18 protein-coding genes are annotated in these 22971 nt (G+C 48.7%); 9 read left to right on the top strand and 9 right to left on the bottom strand.

The window, feature by feature from the left end:
* The first annotated feature begins 3 nt into the window (after positions 1-3).
* The gene (locus QFZ51_RS12670; RefSeq protein ID WP_429046289.1) at positions 4-2043 is read left to right on the top strand and encodes a glycoside hydrolase family 2 protein; all 2040 of its coding nucleotides are present in this window, start codon (positions 4-6) and stop codon (positions 2041-2043) included.
* A gap of 9 nt (positions 2044-2052) precedes the next feature.
* A complete protein-coding gene (locus QFZ51_RS12665) occupies positions 2053-3480 on the top strand; it encodes an alpha-L-fucosidase (RefSeq protein ID WP_429046288.1) in 1428 nt (475 codons plus the stop codon).
* A gap of 168 nt (positions 3481-3648) precedes the next feature.
* On the opposite strand, the gene QFZ51_RS12660 is transcribed toward QFZ51_RS12665, so the two are convergent.
* Complete coding sequence (locus QFZ51_RS12660; protein WP_429046287.1) at positions 3649-4443, bottom strand: SDR family oxidoreductase; 795 nt, start codon at positions 4441-4443, stop codon at positions 3649-3651.
* 125 nt (positions 4444-4568) lie between these two features.
* Here QFZ51_RS12660 and QFZ51_RS12655 point away from each other — a divergent pair, with 125 nt between their 5' ends.
* Positions 4569-4931: a winged helix-turn-helix transcriptional regulator gene (locus QFZ51_RS12655; RefSeq protein WP_429046286.1), complete on the top strand. Its 363-nt coding sequence runs from the start codon at positions 4569-4571 to the stop codon at positions 4929-4931.
* Here QFZ51_RS12655 and QFZ51_RS12650 read toward each other — a convergent pair.
* Positions 4928-5842, bottom strand: coding sequence for an AraC family transcriptional regulator (locus QFZ51_RS12650; RefSeq protein ID WP_429046285.1), 915 nt, complete (start codon positions 5840-5842; stop codon positions 4928-4930). The two genes, QFZ51_RS12655 and QFZ51_RS12650, sit on opposite strands and share 4 nt — an antisense overlap.
* Before the next feature lie 88 nt (positions 5843-5930).
* Here QFZ51_RS12650 and QFZ51_RS12645 point away from each other — a divergent pair, with 88 nt between their 5' ends.
* Together QFZ51_RS12645 and QFZ51_RS12640 are read left to right on the top strand one after the other, a co-directional pair.
* Positions 5931-7373, top strand: a complete 1443-nt coding sequence (locus QFZ51_RS12645; protein WP_429046284.1) for an amidase — start codon at positions 5931-5933, stop codon at positions 7371-7373.
* A 29-nt stretch (positions 7374-7402) separates the two neighbouring features.
* Positions 7403-8251 carry an NAD(P)-dependent oxidoreductase gene (locus QFZ51_RS12640; protein ID WP_429046283.1) on the top strand — a complete coding sequence of 283 codons (849 nt, stop codon included), beginning with the start codon at positions 7403-7405 and terminating at the stop codon, positions 8249-8251.
* 71 nt (positions 8252-8322) lie between these two features.
* On the opposite strand, the gene QFZ51_RS12635 is transcribed toward QFZ51_RS12640, so the two are convergent.
* Positions 8323-9168, bottom strand: coding sequence for a protease complex subunit PrcB family protein (locus tag QFZ51_RS12635; protein ID WP_429046282.1), 846 nt, complete (start codon positions 9166-9168; stop codon positions 8323-8325).
* Between the two features lie 94 nt (positions 9169-9262).
* Positions 9263-9868: an alpha-ketoglutarate-dependent dioxygenase AlkB family protein gene (locus QFZ51_RS12630; protein WP_429046281.1), complete on the bottom strand. Its 606-nt coding sequence runs from the start codon at positions 9866-9868 to the stop codon at positions 9263-9265.
* Positions 9869-9920: 52 nt separating this feature from the next.
* Between QFZ51_RS12630 and QFZ51_RS12625 the strand changes: the two genes are divergently transcribed.
* Positions 9921-10655 carry a DNA-formamidopyrimidine glycosylase family protein gene (locus QFZ51_RS12625; protein ID WP_429046280.1) on the top strand — a complete coding sequence of 245 codons (735 nt, stop codon included), beginning with the start codon at positions 9921-9923 and terminating at the stop codon, positions 10653-10655.
* Position 10656: 1 nt separating this feature from the next.
* Here QFZ51_RS12625 and QFZ51_RS12620 read toward each other — a convergent pair whose 3' ends face one another.
* The gene (locus QFZ51_RS12620) at positions 10657-11463 is read right to left on the bottom strand and encodes an alpha/beta hydrolase (protein WP_429046279.1); all 807 of its coding nucleotides are present in this window, start codon (positions 11461-11463) and stop codon (positions 10657-10659) included.
* 125 nt (positions 11464-11588) lie between these two features.
* On the opposite strand from QFZ51_RS12620, the gene QFZ51_RS12615 reads away from it, so the two are divergent.
* Positions 11589-13613, top strand: coding sequence for a beta-L-arabinofuranosidase domain-containing protein (locus QFZ51_RS12615; RefSeq protein WP_429046278.1), 2025 nt, complete (start codon positions 11589-11591; stop codon positions 13611-13613).
* A 48-nt stretch (positions 13614-13661) separates the two neighbouring features.
* Here QFZ51_RS12615 and QFZ51_RS12610 read toward each other — a convergent pair whose 3' ends face one another.
* Positions 13662-14165, bottom strand: coding sequence for an Lrp/AsnC family transcriptional regulator (locus tag QFZ51_RS12610; protein WP_370911640.1), 504 nt, complete (start codon positions 14163-14165; stop codon positions 13662-13664).
* Between the two features lie 211 nt (positions 14166-14376).
* On the opposite strand from QFZ51_RS12610, the gene ppsA reads away from it, so the two are divergent.
* Entirely contained in the window at positions 14377-16818 is a 2442-nt protein-coding gene (gene ppsA, locus QFZ51_RS12605; protein ID WP_429046277.1) for a phosphoenolpyruvate synthase, read from the top strand.
* Positions 16819-16891: 73 nt separating this feature from the next.
* Here the strand turns inward: ppsA and QFZ51_RS12600 are convergent, their stop codons facing one another.
* The 3 genes from QFZ51_RS12600 to QFZ51_RS12590 are packed head-to-tail and all read right to left on the bottom strand — an operon-like array spanning position 16892 to position 19608.
* Positions 16892-17587, bottom strand: a complete 696-nt coding sequence (locus QFZ51_RS12600) for a LytR/AlgR family response regulator transcription factor (protein WP_429046276.1) — start codon at positions 17585-17587, stop codon at positions 16892-16894.
* A 4-nt stretch (positions 17588-17591) separates the two neighbouring features.
* Positions 17592-18653, bottom strand: coding sequence for a sensor histidine kinase (locus tag QFZ51_RS12595; RefSeq protein ID WP_429046274.1), 1062 nt, complete (start codon positions 18651-18653; stop codon positions 17592-17594).
* Positions 18646-19608: a hypothetical protein gene (locus QFZ51_RS12590; RefSeq protein ID WP_429046272.1), complete on the bottom strand. Its 963-nt coding sequence runs from the start codon at positions 19606-19608 to the stop codon at positions 18646-18648. Before QFZ51_RS12590 ends, QFZ51_RS12595 begins: the two co-directional genes overlap by 8 nt.
* Before the next feature lie 306 nt (positions 19609-19914).
* Here QFZ51_RS12590 and QFZ51_RS12585 point away from each other — a divergent pair, with 306 nt between their 5' ends.
* Positions 19915-22971, top strand: a complete 3057-nt coding sequence (locus tag QFZ51_RS12585; RefSeq protein WP_429046270.1) for a SusC/RagA family TonB-linked outer membrane protein — start codon at positions 19915-19917, stop codon at positions 22969-22971.

Below are 22971 nucleotides of genomic sequence, written 5' to 3'. Positions count from 1 at the left end.
CACATGACTAAATATTGTATTATCACTTTCCTCCACGTACTCCTGTTTTTACAGGGGTACGCGCAGGAAGGACGAAAAGTAATTCCCTTCAATGATGGCTGGACTTTCAGGAAAGGACCATTAAATGCCAGCACTGATACCACGTGGGAAGCAATTACCATTCCGCATACCTGGAACAACAAAGACATGCAGGAAGGAAAGAATTTTTATGCAGGTGAAGCATGTTATCAGAAAACTTTCCCGGTAGCCGCCGGCCTGAAAGGAAAAAGATTATTCCTGCGATTCGAAGGCGTGGGCTCGGTAGCGCAACTGTATGTGAACAACCGCTTCATTGGCGAGCACAAAGGCTCTTACGCGGCCTTCTGCTTTGAAATCACCCATTCGGTAACGTATGGAGCGGAGAATACCATTGTAGTAAAAGCCAACAACACGGCACGCGAAGATGTACTGCCCATCAACAATTTCCTGTTTGGTATTTTCGGGGGAATTTACCGGCCGGTAAATTTGCTCATCACCAATGACATCAACATCACCACTACCGACTACGCTTCTCCCGGCATCTATATTACCCAGAATGAAGTGAGTGATAAAAAAGCGATAGTGGGTGTTACTGCAAAAATTGAGAACAAACAACCACATCATACTAACGTACAGCTACAAACAGAGATCCGCGACCAGCACGGAAAACGTGTAGCCGTTACGGTTAAAGAGACAAACCTGAGCCCGCAGGGCATTAATATCATCCGCCAGGAGCTACCGGTGATAAGGCCGCATTTGTGGAACGGGTTAAAAGATCCGTATCTCTATTCCCTCACCACTTCCATTCTTATCAACGGGCGCATTACCGATGCGGTTACACAGCCGCTGGGCTTACGCCGCTTTGAAGTAACCGCCGGCAAGGGCTGCTTCCTGAACGGACAGCCTTATGCAATGCACGGCGTTACCCGTCACCAGGAATGGCAGGACTGCGGCAATGCGCTCACCAATGCGCAGCATAAAGCAGACCTGGACCTGATCCGGGAAATAGGCGCTACCACGATCCGCTTTGCACACTACCAGCAGTCTGAATACCTGTATTCGCAATGCGACAGCATGGGTTTTGTGATCTGGGCAGAGATCCCTTTTGTAAATAACTTCTCCGGCAAGGAAAGTGAAAATGCCAGGCAGCAACTGACGGAGCTGATCCGGCAAAACTTCAATCATCCTTCGATTTACGTGTGGGGCATGCACAATGAAGTGTATTCCAAAACACCTGACGAACATGTGGCCGTGCTCACCCGGCAGTTGAACGACCTTGCCAAAACAGAAGATCCGCGCAGGTATACCGTTGCGGTAAGCGGTTATGGTGAAATGACACGCCCGGCCAACCTGGCTGCCGATATACAAGGCATGAACCGCTACTTCGGCTGGTATGAAGGCAGGATCGGCGACATTGAAAAATGGGTGTCCGGCCTGGAGAAAAACTACCCCGACTATAAACTGATGCTCACAGAATACGGCGCAGATGGAAATATTGATCAGCATACCGATAGTCTCAGTACCAACTTCGATCCGGTAAGCGGGCAGTTTTTTCCGGAAACCTATCAAACTGCCACACACGTGCAACAATGGGCAGTGATAGAAAAGCATCCTTATATTGCGGCCTCCTATTTATGGAATATGTTTGAATTTGCAGTGCCCATGTGGAACCGCGGAGGCGTAAATGCACGCAACCTGAAAGGACTCATCACCTACGACCGCAAACAGAAAAAGGACGCCTTCTACTGGTACAAAGCCAACTGGAACCCCGCTCCCATGATCTACATTGCAGAGCGACGGAACCATGTGCGACAACCCGAACGGGTACACGCAGAAGTGTTCAGCAACCTGGAAAAGGTAACGCTCACACTGAACAACGGAGCGCCTGTTACCGGTCGCACAGGCGCCAATAGTAAAGACTTTATTTTTGATAACCTTACGCTGAAGACAGGTGTGAACACCCTCACCGCTTCCGGCGTATCTAACGGTAAAGTATACACGGACACCATTACCTGGACCCATTAAAAGAACAACATGAAAAAATACTGTATCGCTGCCGCACTGCTCCTCGCACAACTGCACAGCAGCGCACAAAGCAATCCTGTTAAAGACACCATCACCCTGCAACACGGCGCCCACCGCACCGGCAACAGAACTGATGCCGATATGGCCCGCTGGCGGTCCCTTCGCCTGGGACAATTCATCCACTGGGGCCTGTATGCCATTCCCGGCGGTGAATGGAACGGGAAAACATACAACGGCGCCGCAGAGTGGATCCGCTCCTGGAAAGAAATGCCGCGCGGCGACTATGACAACTTATACAAACAGTTTAATCCCGTAAACTACCACCCGGAACAATGGGCGCAATATGCAAAGGATATGGGCGCAGCCTATATGATCATCACCACCAAACATCACGATGGTTTTTGCCTGTGGCCCAGTAAGTATACCCGCTATACGGTAGCCGCCTCGCCTTATAAAAAAGATATCATCGGCCCCATGGTAGATGCATATAATAAAAAAGGAATCGACGTATATCTCTACTTTTCTATTATCGACTGGAACCATCCCGACTGGCGCGCCTCGCTCAAAACGCCGGCCGACAGCCTTGCCTACAGCCGCTTCAAAGTATTTGTGAAAAACCAGCTGAAGGAACTACTGGTGAAATATCCCACCGTAAAAGGTTTCTGGTTTGATGGCACCTGGGACGACTCCTGGAAAAATGACGGCGCCTTCTCCGATGAGCTGGAACAATACCTCCAGCAACTGCATCCCGGGCTGATCATTGGCAGCCGCCTCCGCGCCGACGAAAAAGGCGCAAGGCATTTTGATGCCAACAACCGCCTCATGGGCGATTACGAACAGGGATGGGAACGCAAGCTGCCCGAAAAATATGCAGACATCCATGGCAACGACTGGGAAGGTGTGATGACCATCCCCGAGAACCAGTGGGGATACTGCACCAAATGGACAGGGCATATTAAATCTTCGGACGAGCTGATTGAAATGCTGGTAAAATCCACATCTCTTGGCGGCAACTTCGTCATCAATTTCGGCCCCAAAGCAGATGGCACCTTCCGCCCTGAAGAAACACAGCGTATGCAGGAAATCGGCAACTGGATGAAAGTAAACGGCGCCGCTGTTTATGGCGGCGGCTATGCCGGTTTTGACAAACAGGACTGGGGCTATTATATCCGCAAAAACGGATCCGACAGCGTTTATATGGTAGTGTGCAACGTACCGGTATCCGGCAACCTGCGGGTGAAACTGCCTCCGCGGGTTACCCTGCTGAACGTCTCCCCTGTAGGGCAGCCCGAAGCGCGGATAACGCCGGAGCTGATCGGGCGGAGTGAGTACTTCATCCAGGTGGGGAATGCACCGCGGGCGGCGCCTTTTGTACTCCTGCTGCAAACGGGTAATGCGGGTGCGGAGAGCGGGGGGGCCGACAAGGCGCGGACTTAATGCAGCGGAGGTTGTCTTTCCCGCTGATTACGCTGATTTTGCTGATTAGTTTTTTTGATTTGGTGTGGTGGTTTGATTTTGATTTGATTTGATTGGGGTGAGGTGGATTTTTTATTTTTTATTTGGGAAGATGGAAATGGTGGCATTTTCATCTTCCCATTTTTTTATTTATATAGTGGGGATGGTGCCGCCATCTATGATGTATTGTGTGCCGGTTAAATATCCTGCACGCGGGGAAACGAGGAAGCCAACAAGGTCCGCAACTTCTTCCGGCTTGGCGGGGCGTCCCATGGGAATGCCGCCCAGGAACTGCATGAGTTGCTGTAAGGCATCATTAAAGCTGCTGCCGGCACGGTCGGCCATTTCCTGAATCATTTTATCGGCGGCGGTGGTTTGGATAAAGCCGGGCGATACAGTGAGTACCCTCACTCCTTTCGGCGCCACTTCGTTGGACAAGCCCTTGCTGTAATTAATCAATGCAGCCTTGGCGGCTGCGTAGGGCAGCGTGGAATCATACAGCGGCATAGTGCCTTGTATGGAAGCAATATGAATAATTACACCAGTGCCTTGTGCCAGCATGTAAGGCAACAGCGCTCTGTCCAGCCGTACCGGCGCCAGCAGGTTGGCCTGGAGGGTGGCATCCCAATGATGATCCGTTAATACCTCAAAGCCGCCACCAGGGGTTTCAGAACCGCCCATGTTATTAACCAGGATGTTTACGCCGCCGTAGTTTTCCTTTATTTCGTTTGCTACGCTCGTAATGCCTGCAGGAGTGCTCAGATCAGCGCCTATAAAATGAAATGCCGGGTTCGTGTCTGCCGGCTTTGTTCTGGCAGTGATGATCACTTTTGCACCGGCATTGGCCAGTCGTGCTGCAATGGCTTTTCCTGCTCCCTTTGTACCACCTGTTACCAGGGCTGTTTTACCGGATAGTTCGTTATCAAAACTTAATCTTGGTTCCATCTGTTATTATTATTTTCAGCAAAATTCCGTCAATCATTTATGCCGGACAATAACGGAAAAACGATTCGCATTGGGTGGAATTTATCCCTATAGCCCGTTTAAGAACAATAAAGTACTTTTGAATCATGTATGTAAAAAAACTACCCATTACGCTGAATTGCGGTCTCGACCTCGTGGGCGAAGTGCTCTACGGTAAATGGAAAGTGCGCCTGCTGTATTTCATCCATGAAGGGCATAAGCGCCCAAGTGAGCTGCAGCGGAAGATTCCGGATGCTACGCGCCGGGTATTGAACATCCAGCTCAACGAAATGGAAAAGCATGGCCTGGTGTCGAAGGTAGTGTTTGCACAGGCCCCGCCGAAAGTGGAGTATAGCCTTACTAAGCTGGGCGCATCCCTCATTCCAGTAATAAAAATTTTGGGAGAATGGGCAGATGCACATGAAGAAGTATTGAAAGAAGCGATCCTTCAGGGAGATCTGAAAAATTAAGCGCCACGCTGCTGTGTCGTCACTATGGTTTTGTTTTTTGTAAACGCACTGATATCTGCATTCCACATTGTTTTCCGGTACATGGAAGCACTCATCCCTTTATATCTTTTAAAAAGCCTGTTTAAATGGCTTTCATCTGTAAACCCTAATTCATTTACAATTTCATTGATCCGCATATCGCTGTGGAGTAATCGTGTTTCCATCATTTTTATTTTATAATGCTGGATATATTGCTGCAGCGTTTCGTCGGCCTGTTTTTTAAAGAATTTACCGAGATAATTGGGGGAGATATTAAAATACTGACAGATGGCGCTCACCTTTAGTTGTTCCGGCTCATAGATATGCTCGTGGACATATTGGAAGATGTCGAGCGTTTTTTTATCGGCTACCGGGGTAAATTTATCGGGGAGCCTTTGCGCAATGGACCGGGCCACGAGAATGATAAGACTGTTCACCATCTGCTGAATCAATTCCTTGCTGTACAGATCACAGTGCTGGTATTCGGTTACCAGCGTTTCCACCATTGTTTTTGCCAGCATTTTATGTGGCTGGCTTGGCAGGACACAACCGGGTTCGTGGTTGGCGTGTTGCAGGATAAATTCCAGCCGTTTAATCCACGCTTCCCGCTCCCGCTCATTGCCGGAAAAAGCGGCCGACCTGATATAAATATCATTAAAGCAGATCAACAACATCTTCGTGGGCGTAGTGATATGAAAGGTGGTCAGGTCTTCAGGTGTGATAAGCAGCAGGCGTCCCGGCACGTAATTAAATGTTTGCTGATTGATGGTCTCTTGCCCCGTACCTTCCATGATATAAATGAGCTCAAAAAAATTGCTCGTCCGCCGCTTCTCTTCACCTACTTCCAGCTCTTTATAAATGATTTCAAACGGATAATGCAGATTCTCTTTCATAAGTGCAAATATACCTAATAATGGCAAAATCATACCTAAAACAACCCCTTTACCGGGTATAATTTTGCTATAACAAAAAACAGGAAATATGCATTTATCTGAATACGCCGGCTATGATGCCACGGGATTGGCGGCGCTGATCAAAGAAAAACAAGTGAGCCGGAAAGAGGTGGCGGAATGCGCGCTGGCCGCCATTCAACAGTTGAACCCGGTATTAAATGCCGTGGTGGAAGTTTACCCCGACCGGGCAGCACATTTACCGGAAAATACGGATAGCGGCCCATTTGCAGGCGTCCCCTTTTTACTGAAAGACCTGGCAGCCTTTGAATCGGGTCAATATTACGAAATGGGGAGCCGCATTGCCAAAGGTATGAGGGCGCCGCATGATACCGAACTGGTAAAGCGGTACAAGGCGGCCGGCTTGCTCATTATGGGTCGTACCACCACACCTGAATTTGGCGGGTCTACCGACACGGCATCGCTGGCATCCGGCATTACCCGCAATCCCTGGCATACGGACTATTCCCCCGGCGGATCGTCCGGTGGCTCCGCGGCAGCGGTGGCGGCTGGTATGGTTCCCATGGCGCACGCTACGGACCTGGCGGGATCTATCCGCATACCGGCTGCATTTAACGGGCTGGTAGGACTAAAGCCCAGCCGTAATCTCACCCCAGTAGGGCCTGACCGGGGACAATCCTTTTTTGGGTTGGCGGTGCAGCATGTGCTCACGCGCAGTGTGCGTGATTCCGCTGCGGCCCTGGATGCCACTGCCGGCCCCGCGCCCGGCGAATTCTACTACACACCGCCGGCAGCCTCGTATGTAGCTGCGTTAACACAGCCCCTGCCTGTATTGAACATCGCTTTCAACCTGCAGCCATGGCTGCCCGGAAGCGTTGACCCGGTTATAGTGAATGCCGTAAAAGCCGCAGCAGCGCTATGCGCCTCGCTGGGGCACCGGGTGGAAGAGCAACGCTTTGACCTGGAAGCGACGCAGCTTCTCGATTGCATCAAGACTATCTGGGGCGCCTATACGTTTTACGGCATCACACAGGTTTCCCATGCCATGCAACGCAACATCTCCCCACAAACGCTGGAAACCAGCACGCTGAGCGGCTATCAGGCAGGGCAGGCATTGTCTGCCGCAGACCTCATCAGGGCGGTAGAATACAGCAATACCGTATCACGGGCAGCAGGTAACTTCTACGAAGAGTACGATATTATGATCACCCCTTCCACCGCTATACAGGCGCCGTTAGCCGGCAGCATGAATGGTAATGCCGCGGACATCGACTGGCATAGCTGGGTGCAGGAAGTTTGTGCCGTTGCTCCCTTTGGGCAGGTATTCAATATCGCGGGCGTGCCGGCCATCAGCTTGCCATTGGGTATGGGAGATAATGGCCTGCCTGTTGGCATTACCTTTTCGGCAAAAACAGGTAACGATGCGTTGCTGCTCCGGCTGGCAGCACAGCTGGAAGCCGCGGCGCCGTGGAGCGGACGTAAACCGGCCGTATATGCAGGTAACACTTTTTAACTTTTTGCTACCTTCGGAAAAAAAAGGTTATGATAGCATTCTTAGGCATGGGCCTCCTGGGGTCAAATTTCGTAAGGGCATTGATCGGCAAGGGTGAACAGGTACAGGTATGGAACCGTACCGCGTCGAAAGCGACAGCGCTGGAAGCATACGGCGCCAAAGTATTTCCGGAGGTAACCGCTGCGGTGCACGGCGCAGACCGCATTCATCTTACCTTAAAAGATGATCATACTGTAAATGAAGTATTGGCGGCAGCAGCCACTGCACTTAAACCGGGAGCGGTGATCATTGATCATACCACCACTTCTGCCGAAGGCGCAGCTGCCAGAACAAAAGAATGGAAGGAACGCGGTTTTACTTACCTGCATGCACCGGTATTTATGGGTCCGGCAAATGCGCTGGACGGCACCGGTTACATGCTGGTTTCCGGCGATCAGGCAGTGATCAGCACATGGGAGCCTGCACTCTCCAAAATGACGGGGAAGGTGATCAATTTCGGCGATACGGCCGGTAAAGCTGCGGCCATGAAACTCATCGGAAACAGCTTCCTGGTAGGACTCACTGCCGGTCTTGCTGATACCCTGTCGCTTGCCAAAGCACTGAACATTCCTTTGGGCGATGTAAGTACGTTATTTGATTCATGGAACCCCGGAGCGGCGTTGCCCGCACGCTTACAGCGTATGACTTCCGGTAACTATAACAGTCCTTCCTGGGAACTGAGCATGGCGCGGAAAGACACGCAGCTGTTTATAGATGCGGCAAAGAAAAGCGATGTTAAACTGGCGGTGTTGCCGGCTATTGCCGCTGAAATGGACCGGTGGATTGAGAAGGGACATGGCAATAACGACTGGACCGTGATAGGCAAGGACAGCATCTGAATAAAAAAAATATCATAAAAAAGCGGGCATCTCAGATATGAAATGCCCGCTTTTTTTATAGTGATATTTTATCAGTCTTGTTTCAATACTACTTTATACCCGGCAGGTACAAATGTTTCTGCTGTTGGTGAGGTGATTACCTGCAGGTTGATGCTGCCGGAAGCCGGGGCTGTGAGTTTATAATGGATCTCTGCTTCGCCTGCTTCTGTAAAAACAATGCTGGTTACTTTAACCGAATAGCCGGATGTAGGCTGGTTTTCCGCGGTAATAACGATGCTGTTCACTTTATCGTTCACCGGTGTGGAAGTAAAGCTCGCCGTTTCTTTTCCGTTATGTTCTGCTGCAGCGCTTTTATGCGATTGAATAAATGCAGCGGCCTTCTTCACCATTCCGGAAGCTTCTGTTTTGGTGATATATGCCTTTGGACGGTAGTTGCCATTTTCCAGTGCCACTACATTAAACTTGATCAATGTTTGCACGGCATTCATACCTCCGCTTACAAAAGACTTTTCATCTTTGATGTTGATAAACATCATGTTCACGGGATACTGGCCGGTTGACTGGATCGCTTCATACAGCGCCAGGGCAAACTGTTCGCGGGTAGCCGGTGATTCCGGGTTTACGTCGCGCAGCGACTCCAGTCCGTTGACAGCCGCAATAATGAGCGAAGGTGCATACGATGCTTTATCATTGGCCTTCTTAAAATAATCGGTGGCTTTGGGCGCTTTAATAAAACGGACGTTATCGATGTTCAGTCCGAGTCCTTTTACAATAAGATCAATACCCTTGCCGATAGAGATCCGTGACTGGGGCTTTGGAGCCGAAAATTCCGTGTTAGCTTTGTCTTTGCTGTGTACATCCCGGGGATGCAGGGTCAAAAGGAATAACGGTAATGCTACTGCCGTGTATAGATTCATAAAACAGGTGTTTAACGTACTGCGAAAGTAGGCATTTGTAACAAGATGCCATAAACGGGTGTGACATTATTCCTCAACTGTGTAATAATACCAACTAATAAATAATCCGGAAGGTGAGGTTTATTCTTGGTTGCAGGGGCCGGGCTGATTTCGGGATTCTGTGTTCCCAATGATGCTGCAGGTCTCCTTTCATAATTAACAGGGAGCCATTGCCCAATTTAAGTGAATACTTCTGCTGATGATCTTTCTTATTCCTGAAATCAAAGCTCCTGGCCTGTCCAAGGCTCAGGGAAGCAATATTGGGATGTTGCCCCAGTTCCTTCTCATTATCGCTGTGCCAGGCTACCGAATCATTTCCATCCCGGTAATAATTCAGTAATACGCTGTTGAAGTGCATGTGGGTAAAGGCTTCCACCTTTTCCCGTAACGCACTCAGCGCAGGTGTCCAGGGAAATGGGTGCAGTTGTTTTTCCGACAACCGGTAACTTTTCTGTGCATCACCGTACCAGGCGGTGAGCCGCGGGGTAAGCAGTACTTTATCTTTGATGGTGAGCGTGGTTTGTTTCCATGGCGCGGTGGCTATCAACTCATTCATCAGTGCCAGTGCGGGCCCTGTCTCCAGGAAATGCGGGTAATATTCCAGCAGGTTCTCCGGGAAGCGCAGGCTTTCGTTGTCATCAAAAAAACTTAACTGCGACATATACGGCACATAATTTAGTACGGTTAACGGTAGATAAATTTACATCATTTTTATGCCAGAAGGACCTTCCATAGTTATATTGAAAGAAGAGGCAGCCCGCTTTACCGGGAAGAAGGTGCTTATGGCCTCCGGCAACTCCAAAACAATTGATTTCAGCCGGATGACAGGGAAAAAGATCATCGCTTTTAAAAGCTGGGGCAAACATTTCCTGATTTGTTTTCCGGGCTTTGCAGTCCGCATTCATTTCCTGATGTTTGGCACTTACCGGATCAATGAAACCAAGGATATGCCTGCCCGTTTGCACCTGCAGTTTGCCAAAGGGGAACTAAATTTTTATACCTCTTCCATCCGGATCATAGAAGAGCCATTGGATGAAGTATACGACTGGAGCGCCGATGTGCTGAATGAAAGCTGGGATGCATCAAAGGCAATGGCTAAACTTAAAAAGATACCTGATGCCCTGGTTTGTGATGCCCTGCTAAACCAGGATATTTTTGCCGGCGTAGGGAATATTATCAAAAATGAAGTGTTGTTCCGTATCCGCGTGCATCCGCAAAGTTTAGTGGGAAAGCTGCCGTTGAAAAAGAAGAAGGAGCTGGTAAAGGAGGCAGTACAATACAGCTACGACTTTCTTGAATGGAAGAAAGCTTTTGTGCTGAAGAAGCACTGGCTCGCACATACGAAAAAGATTTGTCCGCGTTGTGAGATCCCGCTCATCAAAGCCTACCTGGGTAAAACCAACCGGCGGAGCTTTTTCTGCAACAACTGCCAGATACGTTATGAGTAGATTATTTTGTCCTGTTTAATAACTGAAAAGCTTTGTACGCCCCATTGTGTAAAATAGTGAGATGCGTTTCATCCGGTAGCGGCACGTAGTGAACATGTAACCCGGGCGTGGCTTTCAGCATGTCTCCCAGCTGACGGGCAGGTTCTTCCATCTCTTTTCCTTCTTTGCCTACCGTAAGAAAAACATTAGCAGGTATGCTGCCTGCGGTAGTCAATAGTTTACCGGCTTGTTTCAACAATGACTCCTGGTCCCACCATAAGCTGGGACTTACGATCATATAGTTGTTAAACATTGCCGGATGTTTGAGTAATATTTCGGTAGCCAGTAATCCTCCGAGGGATTGTCCTATGAGGGTGGTGGTATCGTTGGTGCGGAAGTGTTGTTGTATGTATGGTTTCAGTTCTATATCCAGAAAGCGGATAAACTTTTCAGAACCGCCGGTAGTGGGAAAATCGGCTTTGTCTTTTTTCACGGTGGTGGGAAAGGTGAAATCGTGCTTCCGGTCTTTGTTGGCAATGCCTACCAGGATGGTGGGCGGCATGTGCTGAATCATAGTCAGGAACTGCATTACGCCGGCGATATGGATAAAGTCTTCGTTTGCAGATCCATCCAGCAGATACGCCACCGGATAACGGGCGTTTACAGCCTGCCCGTATCCGTCGGGAAGGTATATATTCAGCGTGCGTGTTTCATTCAATACAGCGGAAGGCAGCTGGTGCGTTTCACCTAAGGTAAAAGAGGTAGTTTGTGCCGTTGATGTGTTGATCCCTACAATTCCAAGTAACAGGATAGCCAGTATACGTTGCATCTTTTTCTTTCAAACATAAGAAAATATAGAGAGACATTTTATAGAAAGAATGAGGCAACCGGGATAACAACCCGTATAAAATAAGGATATATTAGCACCTCATTATGCCACGTCACCACTCATTTATGAAATACTTTGCTATTGCTTCCTCGATATTGCTGGGTCTTACTTTACAGGCAGCGGCGCAGGGAAAAAAGAATACAGCGCCTGTACCACAGTATTATGGCAACCGGGCGCCGCTCCATCCTAAACCGTACTCCCTGCTCCCTTTGGGCGCTATTACGCCACAGGGATGGCTGCGTACCGTGCTGGTGCAGCAGAAGAACGGCGCTACCGGTCAGCTGGATAAATTGTACCCGCTGGTCATGGACCAGCGGAACGGATGGCTGGGCGGGGATGGCGACCAGTGGGAACGCGGTCCTTACTGGATCGACGGATTGCTGCCGCTGGCGTATCTCCTGAAAGATGAAGCACTGATTGCAAAGGTGAAGCCCTGGGTGGAATGGTCTATTAAAAGCCAGCAACCCGACGGTTATTTTGGTCCGGCTAAAGACTATCCCGCTGAACCGGGGATTCAAAGGGATAACAGCCGCGATTGGTGGCCCAAGATGGTAATGCTGAAAGTATTGAAGCAATATTATGATGCTACCGCTGATCCGCGGATCATTACACTCATGACCAACTACTTCCGGTACCAGCTGAAAGAGTTACCGCAAAAGCCGCTGGACCACTGGACCTTCTGGGCGAAGTACCGTGCCGGTGATAACCTGATGGTGGTGTACTGGTTATATAATATTACGGGAGATGCGTTCCTGCTGGACCTTGCAGCCCTGATCCACAAACAGACCTTCGACTACGCCGGCGCCTTTATGCATACCAACCTGTTGTCCACCACAGGGAGTATTCATGGCGTAAACCTGGCGCAGGGTATAAAAGAGCCCATGATCTATTTCCAGCAGCAGCCAGACACGTTATACCCGCAGGCCACGGCCAAAGGGTTTGATGACCTCCGTACCTTCAATGGGATGGCGAATGGCCTTTATGGCGGGGATGAAGCCCTGCATGGCAATAATCCCACGCAGGGATCGGAGTTATGCAGCGCTGTAGAGATGATGTTTTCGCTTGAAAGTATCCTGGAGATAAGCGGCGATGTAAGGTATGCCGATCAGCTGGAGAAGATTGCGTTTAATGTACTGCCTTCACAGATTGCCGAAGACTTTATGAGCCGGCAGTATTTCCAGCAGGCCAACCAGGTGATGGCTACACGGCATATCCGCAACTTTGATGTAAACCACAGCGGTACGGATCTTTGTTACGGGTTGTTGTCCGGTTATCCCTGCTGCACCTCCAATATGCACCAGGGCTGGCCTAAGTTTGCACAAAACCTCTGGTATGCTACCGCCGACAGTGGCGTGGCAGCATTGGTGTATGCCCCCAGCGAAGTGAAGATAAATGTGGCCGGTCAAACGCCTGTTACGGTAAAGGAAGTCACTAATTACCCGTTTGAAGAAGCGGTTACTTTTACCGTGAATACGTCTAAAAAAATAAACTTTCCTTTTCACCTGCGGATACCTGCCTGGTGTAAGAAAGGGGTTATAAAAATCAATGGTAAAGTATGGCAGGAAGCTGCGGGTAACCAGGTAGTGAAGGTGGAAAGAACCTGGCAGCAGGGCGATGTAGTGGAACTGTCGTTGCCGATGCATGTCTACCAGCAGCACTGGTTTGAAAATTCATTGTCGGTTGAACGCGGCCCGGTTACCTATGCGCTGCAGATAGGCGAGGAAGTGAGGGCGGTAAAAAATGATAAGGATCCCCTGGACTATGGCGCCGGTTACCTGGAAGTGCGCCCCACTACCCCATGGAACTATGCACTGATAGCCACTCCGGATGATCAGCTGGCAGCGCGTTACCGGGTAGAGCAACATGGCAGTAAGACTGCCTGGCCGTGGAATCCCGGGCAGGTACCCATCTCCCTTAAAACAACCGCCAAAAGGATTCCTTCCTGGAAGTTATACAATGAGATGACCGGCCCCATTCCTTATAGCATTACCTATGGTATGGAAACAGGGGAAGAAGAAGAGATAACCTTGATACCTTTTGGGTGTACTAAGTTGAGGATTTCACAATTCCCGGTGGTGAATGGCCGTTGATAGTCCGGGCAATAGTGGGGGAAAAACCTTCTCCCCTACTTTTTAAAATTATTTATTTTTCTGTTGCAGTTTTGTTTGCAGTCCTGTTTTGAGGTTGAGTTCCACTTCCTGTTTTGTTTCTGCTAAAACAAACAGGCTGCGGATCTTGTAGATATTATCCAGTTTGGATAATTTGGTAAAATTAAATACTTCATAGGCTTCCATATCCGCGATGAGTACTTTGAGGAGGTAGTCGAACTGCCCGTTCATTTTATAGCACTCCATTACTTCGGGGAAGGTATTGATCTTTTGTTCAAACTCCGGAAACTTGTCCTGGCCGTGCTCTTTGAGGGTGATGCTGGTCCAGGCCACGAGATTTTTGCCCAGTTTATTTTTATTCAGTACAGCGATATAGCGTAAAATATACCCCTCTGCTTCGAGGCGCTTCACTCTTTCAAATATAGAAGTAACCGACTTACCCAACCTCGCAGCAATCTCTTTATTCGTGGTCCTGGCGTCCTCCTGCAATATGTCCATTATACACATATCAATCTGGTCAGGTATAAAATTCATGGGCCGATTTTTCATCAAAAATAATGATACTGCTACTGATTTGATGAAAAAAAATCGGTGACATCCCCTTTTTTTAGTTTTGTTTTCGCTTTTATCCGGGTTGCCGCTATTCCATTTCTGCATGATCTAATTTGCTGTCATAGAAATCTAACCACGTTTGGAAGACAAAAAAATGTCCTTCCTCATTATTATTCACTAAACTCATTTTTACATGAGAGAGAGTATTGTACTGCCGCTCCACGCGGTGGGCATGGATGCTATTGCCTTAGTGGGCGGTAAATCTGCTTCGCTGGGTGAGATGATTGCCAATCTTTCAGAAGCAGGCGTAGCAGTTCCTTCCGGTTTTGCTATCACGACCAAAGCATACTATGAATTTATGAAGCAAAGCGGGCTCGAACAATTTATTGCCGAGCAGGTAGCCACGGTAGACTACAGCGACATCATCACCCTGCGCAGGGCCGGTCAGAAGATACGGCAGGCCATCAGCAGCACCCGGTTTCCGCATGAACTAAGCGAGGAAATCATTGCGGCCTATTATGCTTTATCGCAGCAATACGGGCAGGAACAAACCGATGTAGCCGTGCGGTCGTCTGCCACCGCGGAAGACCTTCCTGATGCCTCCTTTGCCGGTCAGCAGGAAACCTTTCTCAACGTAAGAGGCCCCGCAGCCCTGATTGATTCGGTAAGAAACTGTTTTGCCTCCCTGTTTACTGATCGCGCCATCAGCTATCGCCAGAACTTCGGCTATGACCATTTTAGTATAGGCTTATCCGTATGTGTGCAAAAAATGGTGCGGGCCGATCTTGGCGCCTCGGGGGTCGCTTTTTCGCTCGACACAGAATCCGGATTCAAAGAAGTGGTAGTGATCAACGGTTCTTTTGGATTGGGAGAAATGGTCGTACAGGGCGCCGTATCGCCGGATGAATTTATTGTATTCAAACCATGCATGAAGGATGGCTACATCCCTATCATTGAAAAGAAACTGGGTGTAAAGGATAAGAAAATGGTGTATGGCGAAAGCAGTGATGAAAGAACAAAGATCATCCCGGTAGAAAAAAAGCAGCAGCAACATTTTTGTTTAAGCGATGCCCAGATCATGCAGCTGGCTACCTGGGTGCGTTGTATTGAAACCTATTATTCTGAGAAAAAAGGCCGCTGGTGCCCGATGGATGTGGAATGGGCGGTAGACGGGCTTACCAATGATTTATACATTGTGCAGGCAAGGCCGGAAACCATTCATTCACGCAAAGATCATAACCTCATCACCACTTATGCGATCAACCATAACGGCACGCATCCCCGGCAATTGCTGAAAGGCATCGCGGTGGGTGATAAAATTGCCGCCGGCAAAGTAAACATCCTCTTCTCCCTCGATAACCGCCTTATTACGGGCAGTGAATTCAAACCGGGCGACGTACTGGTTACCGACATGACTGATCCCGACTGGGAACCCATCATGAAAATGGCTTCTGCGATTGTTACCAATAAAGGCGGACGTACCTGTCATGCTGCGATAGTAGCCCGTGAAATGGGTATCCCCGCCATTGTTGGCTGCGGCGATGCTACCGAAAAATTAAACGCCGGGCAGGACATCACCGTGAGTTGCGCAGAAGGCAGCGATGGTATTGTATACGAAGGGATCCTGCCGTTCCGGGAAGATAAACTGGACCTGAGCACCCTGCCTTCCATCCGCACACCGCTGATGCTGAATGTAGGCTCTCCCGCCATGGCGTTCCAGTTTACACACCTGCCTAACAAAGGCGTGGGACTGGCCCGCGAAGAATTTATCATCAACAACTACATCAAGGCGCACCCGATGGCATTGCTGAAGCACAAGGAACTGAATGACCCTGAGCTGTCTGCAAAGATTGCGCAACTCATCCAGGGACATGCCAGCGAAACAGATTACTTCGTTGATAAACTGGCGTATGGTGTAGGAAAAATTGCCGCGGCTTTTTACCCGGAAAAAGTGATTGTCCGTTTCTCTGATTTTAAGAGTAATGAATACTTCAATTTATTAGGCGGTAAATACTTTGAGCCAACAGAAGAAAACCCGATGATAGGCTGGAGAGGCGCTTCCCGCTACTATTCCCCTGAATACAAACCGGCCTTTGAGCTGGAGTGTAAAGCGATCCTTAAAGTAAGGGAAACGATGGGATTAAAGAATGTGGTGGTGATGATCCCTTTCTGCCGGACCGTGGAAGAGCTTCAGCTGGTGCTGGCTACGATGGAGGAATTCGGGCTGCGCCGCGGCGAGCATGGACTGGAAGTATACCTGATGGCGGAACTGCCTTCCAACATTATGATGGCCGAAGAATTTTCTGCATACATAGACGGATTCTCGATCGGATCCAATGATCTGACACAGCTCACACTTGGTCTCGACAGGGATTCTTCCCTGGTGGCCAACCTTTATAACGAGCGTAACCCCGCAGTGCAACGGCTGATTGCGCATCTGATCAAGGTGGCTAAGCAACAGAATGTAAAGGTAGGGATCTGCGGGCAGGGACCGTCCGACTTTCCGGACTTCACCAGGTTCCTTGTTCAGCTGGGCATAGATAGTATTTCAGTTACACCAGATGCAATCATAAAAACGGTGATGGCGATTCATGAGGCGGAGAGGATTAGAAAAGAAGTACCCACTGGTGCCTGAGTAGTCCGGGTCCGGGGTTCAATTTAAAGATGGCCTGCCGGTTGGCGGGCCGTTTTTATTAAATGAGATAGTGTTACCGCTGCATATTAATCGCTTCCATAAACTGTTTCAGGTAAGCATCTCCAATCGGTACATGATGTTCTCCTGTGAATATCCGTTGCCGTTCTATGCTGTCTATTTTATCCAGGGAGATGATAAACGATTTATGTACCCGGAAAAAGCGGAAGGGCGCCAGGATGTCTTCAAAGCTGCGGAGGTTTTGTAACGTCAGGATCTTTTGCTTGTTAGTTTGTATGGCTACGTAGTTGCGGAGCGCTTCTACAAAAAGGATATCTTTTACATCCACCCGTACAATGCGTTTATCGGTGCGCACAAATATATAATCGGTGCCTGCAGGCTGCGATATAGCGGGCGCATTTTTCGCGAGCACCCGTTGTACGGTCCGCGCGAAGCGCTCAAACGATACGGGTTTCAGGAGATAGTCCACCGCTTCGCGGTCGAAGCCTTCTACTGCATATTCATCGTAGGCAGAAACAATTACTACCTGTATACCGCGGGGTGCGAGCTGCATAAATTCTATACCGCTGAGTTCCTGCATTTGTATATCCAGGAATACCAGGTCTACCGGTTCTTTTTTCACAAATACCAGTGCTTCCTGCGGGTTGTGAAATGTTTTCAGTAACTGCAGGTCCGGCGTTTTGTTGATGAAGGCTACCAACACCTGTGCGGCCAATGGCTCATCGTCTACTACTATACACTTTACCGCCATATTATTACCAGTTGATCGTTAAGTTACTGAAATATTCTTCTTTCAAGTCCTGAATTTCCAGGTGATGCCGGCCAGGATAGATCAGTTGTAAACGCTTCCGTACATTATCCAGTCCTATGCCACCGGTTTTATCCCGTTGCTGGCCGGATATATAGTTGTGTACGCGGAATACCAGTCGCTGTTCATTACACATCATGGTAATAGTGACCGGCTTTTCCGGGCGATTACTCACGCCGTGTTTAAAGGCATTTTCCACGAAAGGTACCAGCAGCAGCGGTGCTATTTCCTTGCCGGGCAATTGTTCCGGCAGGGAAAAAATAACGCTTTCGTTGCAGCCGGTACGTATGCGCTGGAGTGTTACGAAGTCCTGCAAATAGCGTATTTCTTCCGCTATAGCGGCGCGGTAAGCGATATCTGAAGGCTGTTCTACCATATAGGCCAGCAGGTGGGTAAGCGTTTTATGGGCGCTTACTACTTCCGGTGAGTTCATCAGCGCCAGTGAATAAATGCTGTTCAGGCTGTTGATTAAAAAGTGCGAGTTGAGCTGCATCTTCAGAAAACCTGATTCTGCCTGCAACTGCTGTTGCTGTAAAATGGCCCTGCGTTTATCTTCCTGTAACCACAAAATAAAAAACCGGTACGAGAAAGCGGCTAACACAATCATGGCGCCGCTCCACAGGTTGCTGAGGAAGTAATTCCCTGCGGAAATATACAGTTGTACTTTTTGCATATTCACATACCGGTAACCTGCGTATAATATTTCCTGTCTGAAAAAATGATCCGCGATAAAATATTTCAATGCAATGCTTCCCAGGACGACCGGTACTACAGACAGCAACAGTTTTATCCAATTTGTTTTTTGTAGAAAGGCAGGAACTATCCAGCGTATATAAATATAAAACGGCAGGAAATTAAACAACCCGAACAGGCCGGATTTGATGTTTAAATGATGTAATTTCTCCGGTGTGAGCGGCCTTGCCAATACCACATTAACACCGTATACCGCCAGCATCCATACCAGCAATAAGAGCAACAGCTCCTGTATATTTTTGCGGGTACTATGCATATTCCGGGTACAATTTTATTTTATGTTGAGAGATGTGAACGGCTGTGAGCACCGGCGATACAGACAGCGCCACCGATTGTTCAACTATATGCAGTGCTATCATAATTCCGCCCGGCGTATCACCCAGTTGCTGCAGGTATTTTTCTGTGGTGTTCTGCAGCCGTAATGCCTCGATCATACCGCCGGGCTCCCCGGTGATGCGGAGGGTCAGCGGCTGATGGGGATGACAGATCCTGCGCAAATCCAGGTAGCGTTCATAGTTGAGCAGTTCTTTCTTAAAACTCACTTTATCTTTTTCCAGCGCTTTATCATACAGCATATATCTCAGCAAATCAGACAACAGCAGGATCGCTTTGGTTCCGTCTTTTTCGCGGGTTTGTTCATTTTCCAGTACCGGTGTGAGTTGCTGGAGATAGTGCAGCAGCTGCCTGGATCCATCCTGCATACGCTCATAACGGATGGCGGCTTGTGTGGCGGCGGTAGCGAGCAACCGGTCGCCGGGTGCGGTATTGCGCCATTGCAACAGCAACCGGTAACCGTAGGCCAGCAGGGCTACTCCCATTCCTGTTTTGATGGTTTCCGGTGCATACTCGACGAAGGTCATATATATTTTGGGGCGGCCAATAAAAGGGATCCCGCGGAGCAATACCTGGTCGGGGAAAAAGAAATAACCTACCATGTACTTAATAACAGCAAAAATAAAGATCGCTGCAAGGACATAAATGATCACTTTCCAGTGCTGTTTATATTGTACCGGGCGGGGAAGTAAACCGAAAACCAGCAGGTAAAACAGGTGGAAATTAATGCATCCGTACAGTACCAGCCGCACCAATGTCCATTTCATGGCAATGGGATAGGGCCAGCCTCCTTTCAGCTGCGGAAAACTATACAGCAGTATCAAGGCCATGCAAACGGCCAGGTGAACAAAATAACGGTATGGTTTAATGTGTTGCATATACACTTACAACATTGAAGATAGCATTTGAAATAACGGTTTTGGCATAAAACGATATTTATTTTTTTCGTCCCTGTTATATGCCTGTTGGTACTTTATTATTACCGGAAAGTACCTGCTGCCGGCACTTTCCGGTGATTCGTGCTTTTGTGGCGGGGAAAATGTTTCATCCATGTAAAAAGAGGGAATGTACTGTTCCGCATCCGGTATGTCCATTATCCGGTGCAGCTGAAAACAGGATAAGTATCTTGGATTTTCATTTTTCTGAGACAGTCCGTATATCGCAAAAATCAACCAACCATTTGTATGAGAAAGTCATTTTTATTCCTGTTGTTGTGCATGTCCGGGGCGTCGGTATATGCACAGCAGGTACTAAAAGGAACCGTGAAGGATGCGGTTTCCCGCCAACCGGTTCCCGGCGCCACCGTAAAAGTAATTGGTTCGTCTAAAGGCGCTACCACCAATGAAAAAGGGGAATTTGAACTGAATGTTCCCGCCAATGCGCAACTGCAGATCTCCTCTGTAGGTTTTGAAAATGTAATTGTTGCTGCCAGTATTATCCAGGCTTCGCCGGTATGGCTGAAAATCAGGGCTATTAATCTCACGGATGCCGTGGTAGTAGGTTACGGCACCCAGCAAAGAGGCAAAGTAACCAACGCTATTTCCACCGTCAAAAGCGATGCTTTATCTCCTGAAAAAAACATTGCCAGCGATTTCGGGAAAGCGCTGACCGGCCGTGTAGCGGGCGTATTTGTTGCATCTAAAGACGGAAGTCCGGGTGGCACGCCCAATATCCTCATCCGCGGGGCGCAGTCGGTGAATGCGGCCAGCACCAATCCGCTGATTGTAATAGATGGTTTGATCGTAGAGGGAAGTACCATCTCTATCAACAATATTAATCCGCAGGATATTGAATCCATTGAGGTATTGAAAGATGCTGCATCAGCGGCCATTTATGGCGCCAGGGGCTCTACCGGTGTGATCATTGTTACCACCAAGAAGGGCAGGATGAACAGTAAGCCTGCTTTCAGCATCAATATGTACACGGGAGTGAACAATGTGCCTACTTCCCGGCATATGCTGAATACGGAAGAATACAGTTCCGCTTTCCTGGATGCCCGCAATAACCGTATTGGCGATATCAATACGTTGCTGTCGGATCCCGGCAATCTCACGCCCGGCAAGATCAGCCAGTTGACCAACGAAAAACAAACCCTGCAAAGCCAGGTGAATGGGCTGCATATGGTTGACCGCAGCACCGACTGGATAGACCGGGTTAAAAATAAAAATGCGTCGGTGAATAATATCCTGGCCAGTATGAGTGGTGGCGGCGACAAGAATAATTATTATATGTCACTGGGCCGTTATGCAGAAGAAGCCACCATTGGTACCGGCAATTTTGAAAGATATACAGGCCGCCTGGACGTAACCCAGCAGGTAAACAACTGGTTAAAGATAAATGGCAACATCAACATTACGCAATCGGTCAGGAAGAATTTCAATAACCCGTTGGTGGCCGCATTCAATGCGAGGCCAGACACCCCGGAAGATCCGGTACTGAACCCCGATGGCTCGCTGGGTTATTATGTTGGTCAGCAGCAGCATCCGCTGGGTGTAATGATGGACAACGACAACAAAGACAGGAACAATGTATACCTGGGAGGTTTATCTGCAGATATTAAATTATTGCAGGACCTGTCGTTCCGCTCCTCTTTCAATGCCACCAAGTTCAATGACCTGAACACGGTGTTCTATCCTCCTACCGGCTACCTGGGCGCTTTTAACAAGGGCGTATTGAAAAACACGGGCGTGGATAATTTCTCTTATAATTTCGATAACTATTTCACCTATACGAAAAAGGTAAGCCGTTTGGGAATCAATGCCACCCTGGGTTACACGTTTTATAACAACCAGCTTAATTACTTTGGATATGAGCTGAATGGTTTTCCTAAAATAGATGGTATTACCGGCGGAGGCGCTGGCAGCGCTTATGGCAGCGCATTTGCCATTGGCAGTAATAATAGCAGTAACAAAGAAGTATCTGACGCCTACTTTCTGCGCACGGGGCTCGATTGGGAAGGCAAATACCTCCTCAATGCCTCCATCCGCCGCGATGGTTCTTCCAAACTAAATGCGGGTAACCGGTACAGCTGGTTTCCTGCGGTATCGGCAGGGTGGGATATAGCGCGTGAAAATTTCCTTGCCGGCAGCAGGTTGGTGAACCAGCTAAAAATCCGCAGCAGCTATGGCATCAGTGGCAATATCCGTCCGCTGGGATATTTTGATGCGCAGAATCTGCTTAACGCTACTTCTTACGTAAACAACCCGGCGTTGATGCTGACCACCGTTATAGGCAATCCGAATATCCGCTGGGAGCGCACCAAACAGGTAGATGCCGGTATAGATGTGTCGCTGCTGGGCAACAGGCTCACATTAACGGCCGACTATTACAATAAGACCACCGATGGTTTAATGAGCAACAATGATATCTCCTGGATTTATGGCGCCAGCAGCATCCCGGATAACATAGGCAGTATCCGTAACTATGGCGCTGACTTGGAACTGGCGCTCAGCAGCCGTGCCGGGGCAACGTTTTCGTGGGAAGTGGAAACCAATATGAATATCAACAGGAACCAGTTGCTGTCATTGAAAGACTCCCTTACTACTTATGGCGCCTATGTATTTGGCGGGCCTATGACAAAAGCTAAAGTGGGGCAATCGCTGGGCTCCGTGCAGGTATATGAGTCGCTGGGCGTGGATCCTCAAACAGGTGATATGTTGTATAAGGATCAGAACAAGGATGGCAAATGGGATAACAATGATATGATCACAGTACCCTTGGCGCTGCCTAAATTTACCGGTGGCACCAACATTACCTTGTCTTACAAAAACTTTACAATAGATGCGCTGTTCAACTATGTGGTGGGCAACAAGGTATATGATTTCTATGAGCAAACATTACGCAACTACAGCCCCGATTTTTACGGTGTAATGCCTAACAAATTTGATATCATCAATAAGCGCTGGAAGCAAAAGGGCGATATCACGGATGTGCCAAGGGCCATTACAGGGCCACATGGCGCCGGACAAACGGCGGACTGGAACTATCGTCCTTCCACACAATTTATCTACAATGCGTCTTATGTGCGTTTGCGCAATATTTCCCTGAGTTATAATATTCCAACGGCAGTTTTAAGCAAGGTAAAGATCTCACGGGCACGCATCTACGCATCTGCCCAAAATGTATTTACCATCACGAAATATATTGGGTTTGATCCTGAAGCAGCCGCTAATAACGGTATTGTAAGTTCCAACCTGCCCAATCCGCGCGCAGCCGTTGTAGGTATAGATCTTTCATTCTAA

This window comes from Chitinophaga sp. W3I9, assembly GCF_050434025.1.
Taxonomy (GTDB): Bacteria; Bacteroidota; Bacteroidia; order Chitinophagales; family Chitinophagaceae; genus Chitinophaga.
This window is presented reverse-complemented; position numbering and strand designations above follow the sequence as displayed.

Bases quoted from the DNA above. Each gene is read 5' to 3' on its own strand.
- QFZ51_RS12635 (WP_429046282.1), bottom strand. From the start codon at position 9,168: ATGAATCTATACACGGCAGTAGCATTACCGTTATTCCTTTTGACCCTG.
- QFZ51_RS12610 (WP_370911640.1), bottom strand. From the start codon at position 14,165: ATGAATTTTATACCTGACCAGATTGATATGTGTATAATGGACATATTG.
- QFZ51_RS12600 (WP_429046276.1), bottom strand. From the start codon at position 17,587: ATGGCGGTAAAGTGTATAGTAGTAGACGATGAGCCATTGGCCGCACAG.
- QFZ51_RS12595 (WP_429046274.1), bottom strand. From the start codon at position 18,653: ATGCATAGTACCCGCAAAAATATACAGGAGCTGTTGCTCTTATTGCTG.
- QFZ51_RS12615 (WP_429046278.1), top strand. From the start codon at position 11,589: ATGAAATACTTTGCTATTGCTTCCTCGATATTGCTGGGTCTTACTTTA.
- QFZ51_RS12665 (WP_429046288.1), top strand. From the start codon at position 2,053: ATGAAAAAATACTGTATCGCTGCCGCACTGCTCCTCGCACAACTGCAC.
- QFZ51_RS12640 (WP_429046283.1), top strand. From the start codon at position 7,403: ATGATAGCATTCTTAGGCATGGGCCTCCTGGGGTCAAATTTCGTAAGG.
- QFZ51_RS12590 (WP_429046272.1), bottom strand. From the start codon at position 19,608: ATGCAACACATTAAACCATACCGTTATTTTGTTCACCTGGCCGTTTGC.
- QFZ51_RS12585 (WP_429046270.1), top strand. From the start codon at position 19,915: ATGAGAAAGTCATTTTTATTCCTGTTGTTGTGCATGTCCGGGGCGTCG.
- QFZ51_RS12660 (WP_429046287.1), bottom strand. From the start codon at position 4,443: ATGGAACCAAGATTAAGTTTTGATAACGAACTATCCGGTAAAACAGCC.
- QFZ51_RS12645 (WP_429046284.1), top strand. From the start codon at position 5,931: ATGCATTTATCTGAATACGCCGGCTATGATGCCACGGGATTGGCGGCG.
- ppsA (WP_429046277.1), top strand. From the start codon at position 14,377: ATGAGAGAGAGTATTGTACTGCCGCTCCACGCGGTGGGCATGGATGCT.
- QFZ51_RS12630 (WP_429046281.1), bottom strand. From the start codon at position 9,868: ATGTCGCAGTTAAGTTTTTTTGATGACAACGAAAGCCTGCGCTTCCCG.
- QFZ51_RS12620 (WP_429046279.1), bottom strand. From the start codon at position 11,463: ATGCAACGTATACTGGCTATCCTGTTACTTGGAATTGTAGGGATCAAC.
- QFZ51_RS12625 (WP_429046280.1), top strand. From the start codon at position 9,921: ATGCCAGAAGGACCTTCCATAGTTATATTGAAAGAAGAGGCAGCCCGC.
- QFZ51_RS12670 (WP_429046289.1), top strand. From the start codon at position 4: ATGACTAAATATTGTATTATCACTTTCCTCCACGTACTCCTGTTTTTA.
- QFZ51_RS12655 (WP_429046286.1), top strand. From the start codon at position 4,569: ATGTATGTAAAAAAACTACCCATTACGCTGAATTGCGGTCTCGACCTC.
- QFZ51_RS12650 (WP_429046285.1), bottom strand. From the start codon at position 5,842: ATGAAAGAGAATCTGCATTATCCGTTTGAAATCATTTATAAAGAGCTG.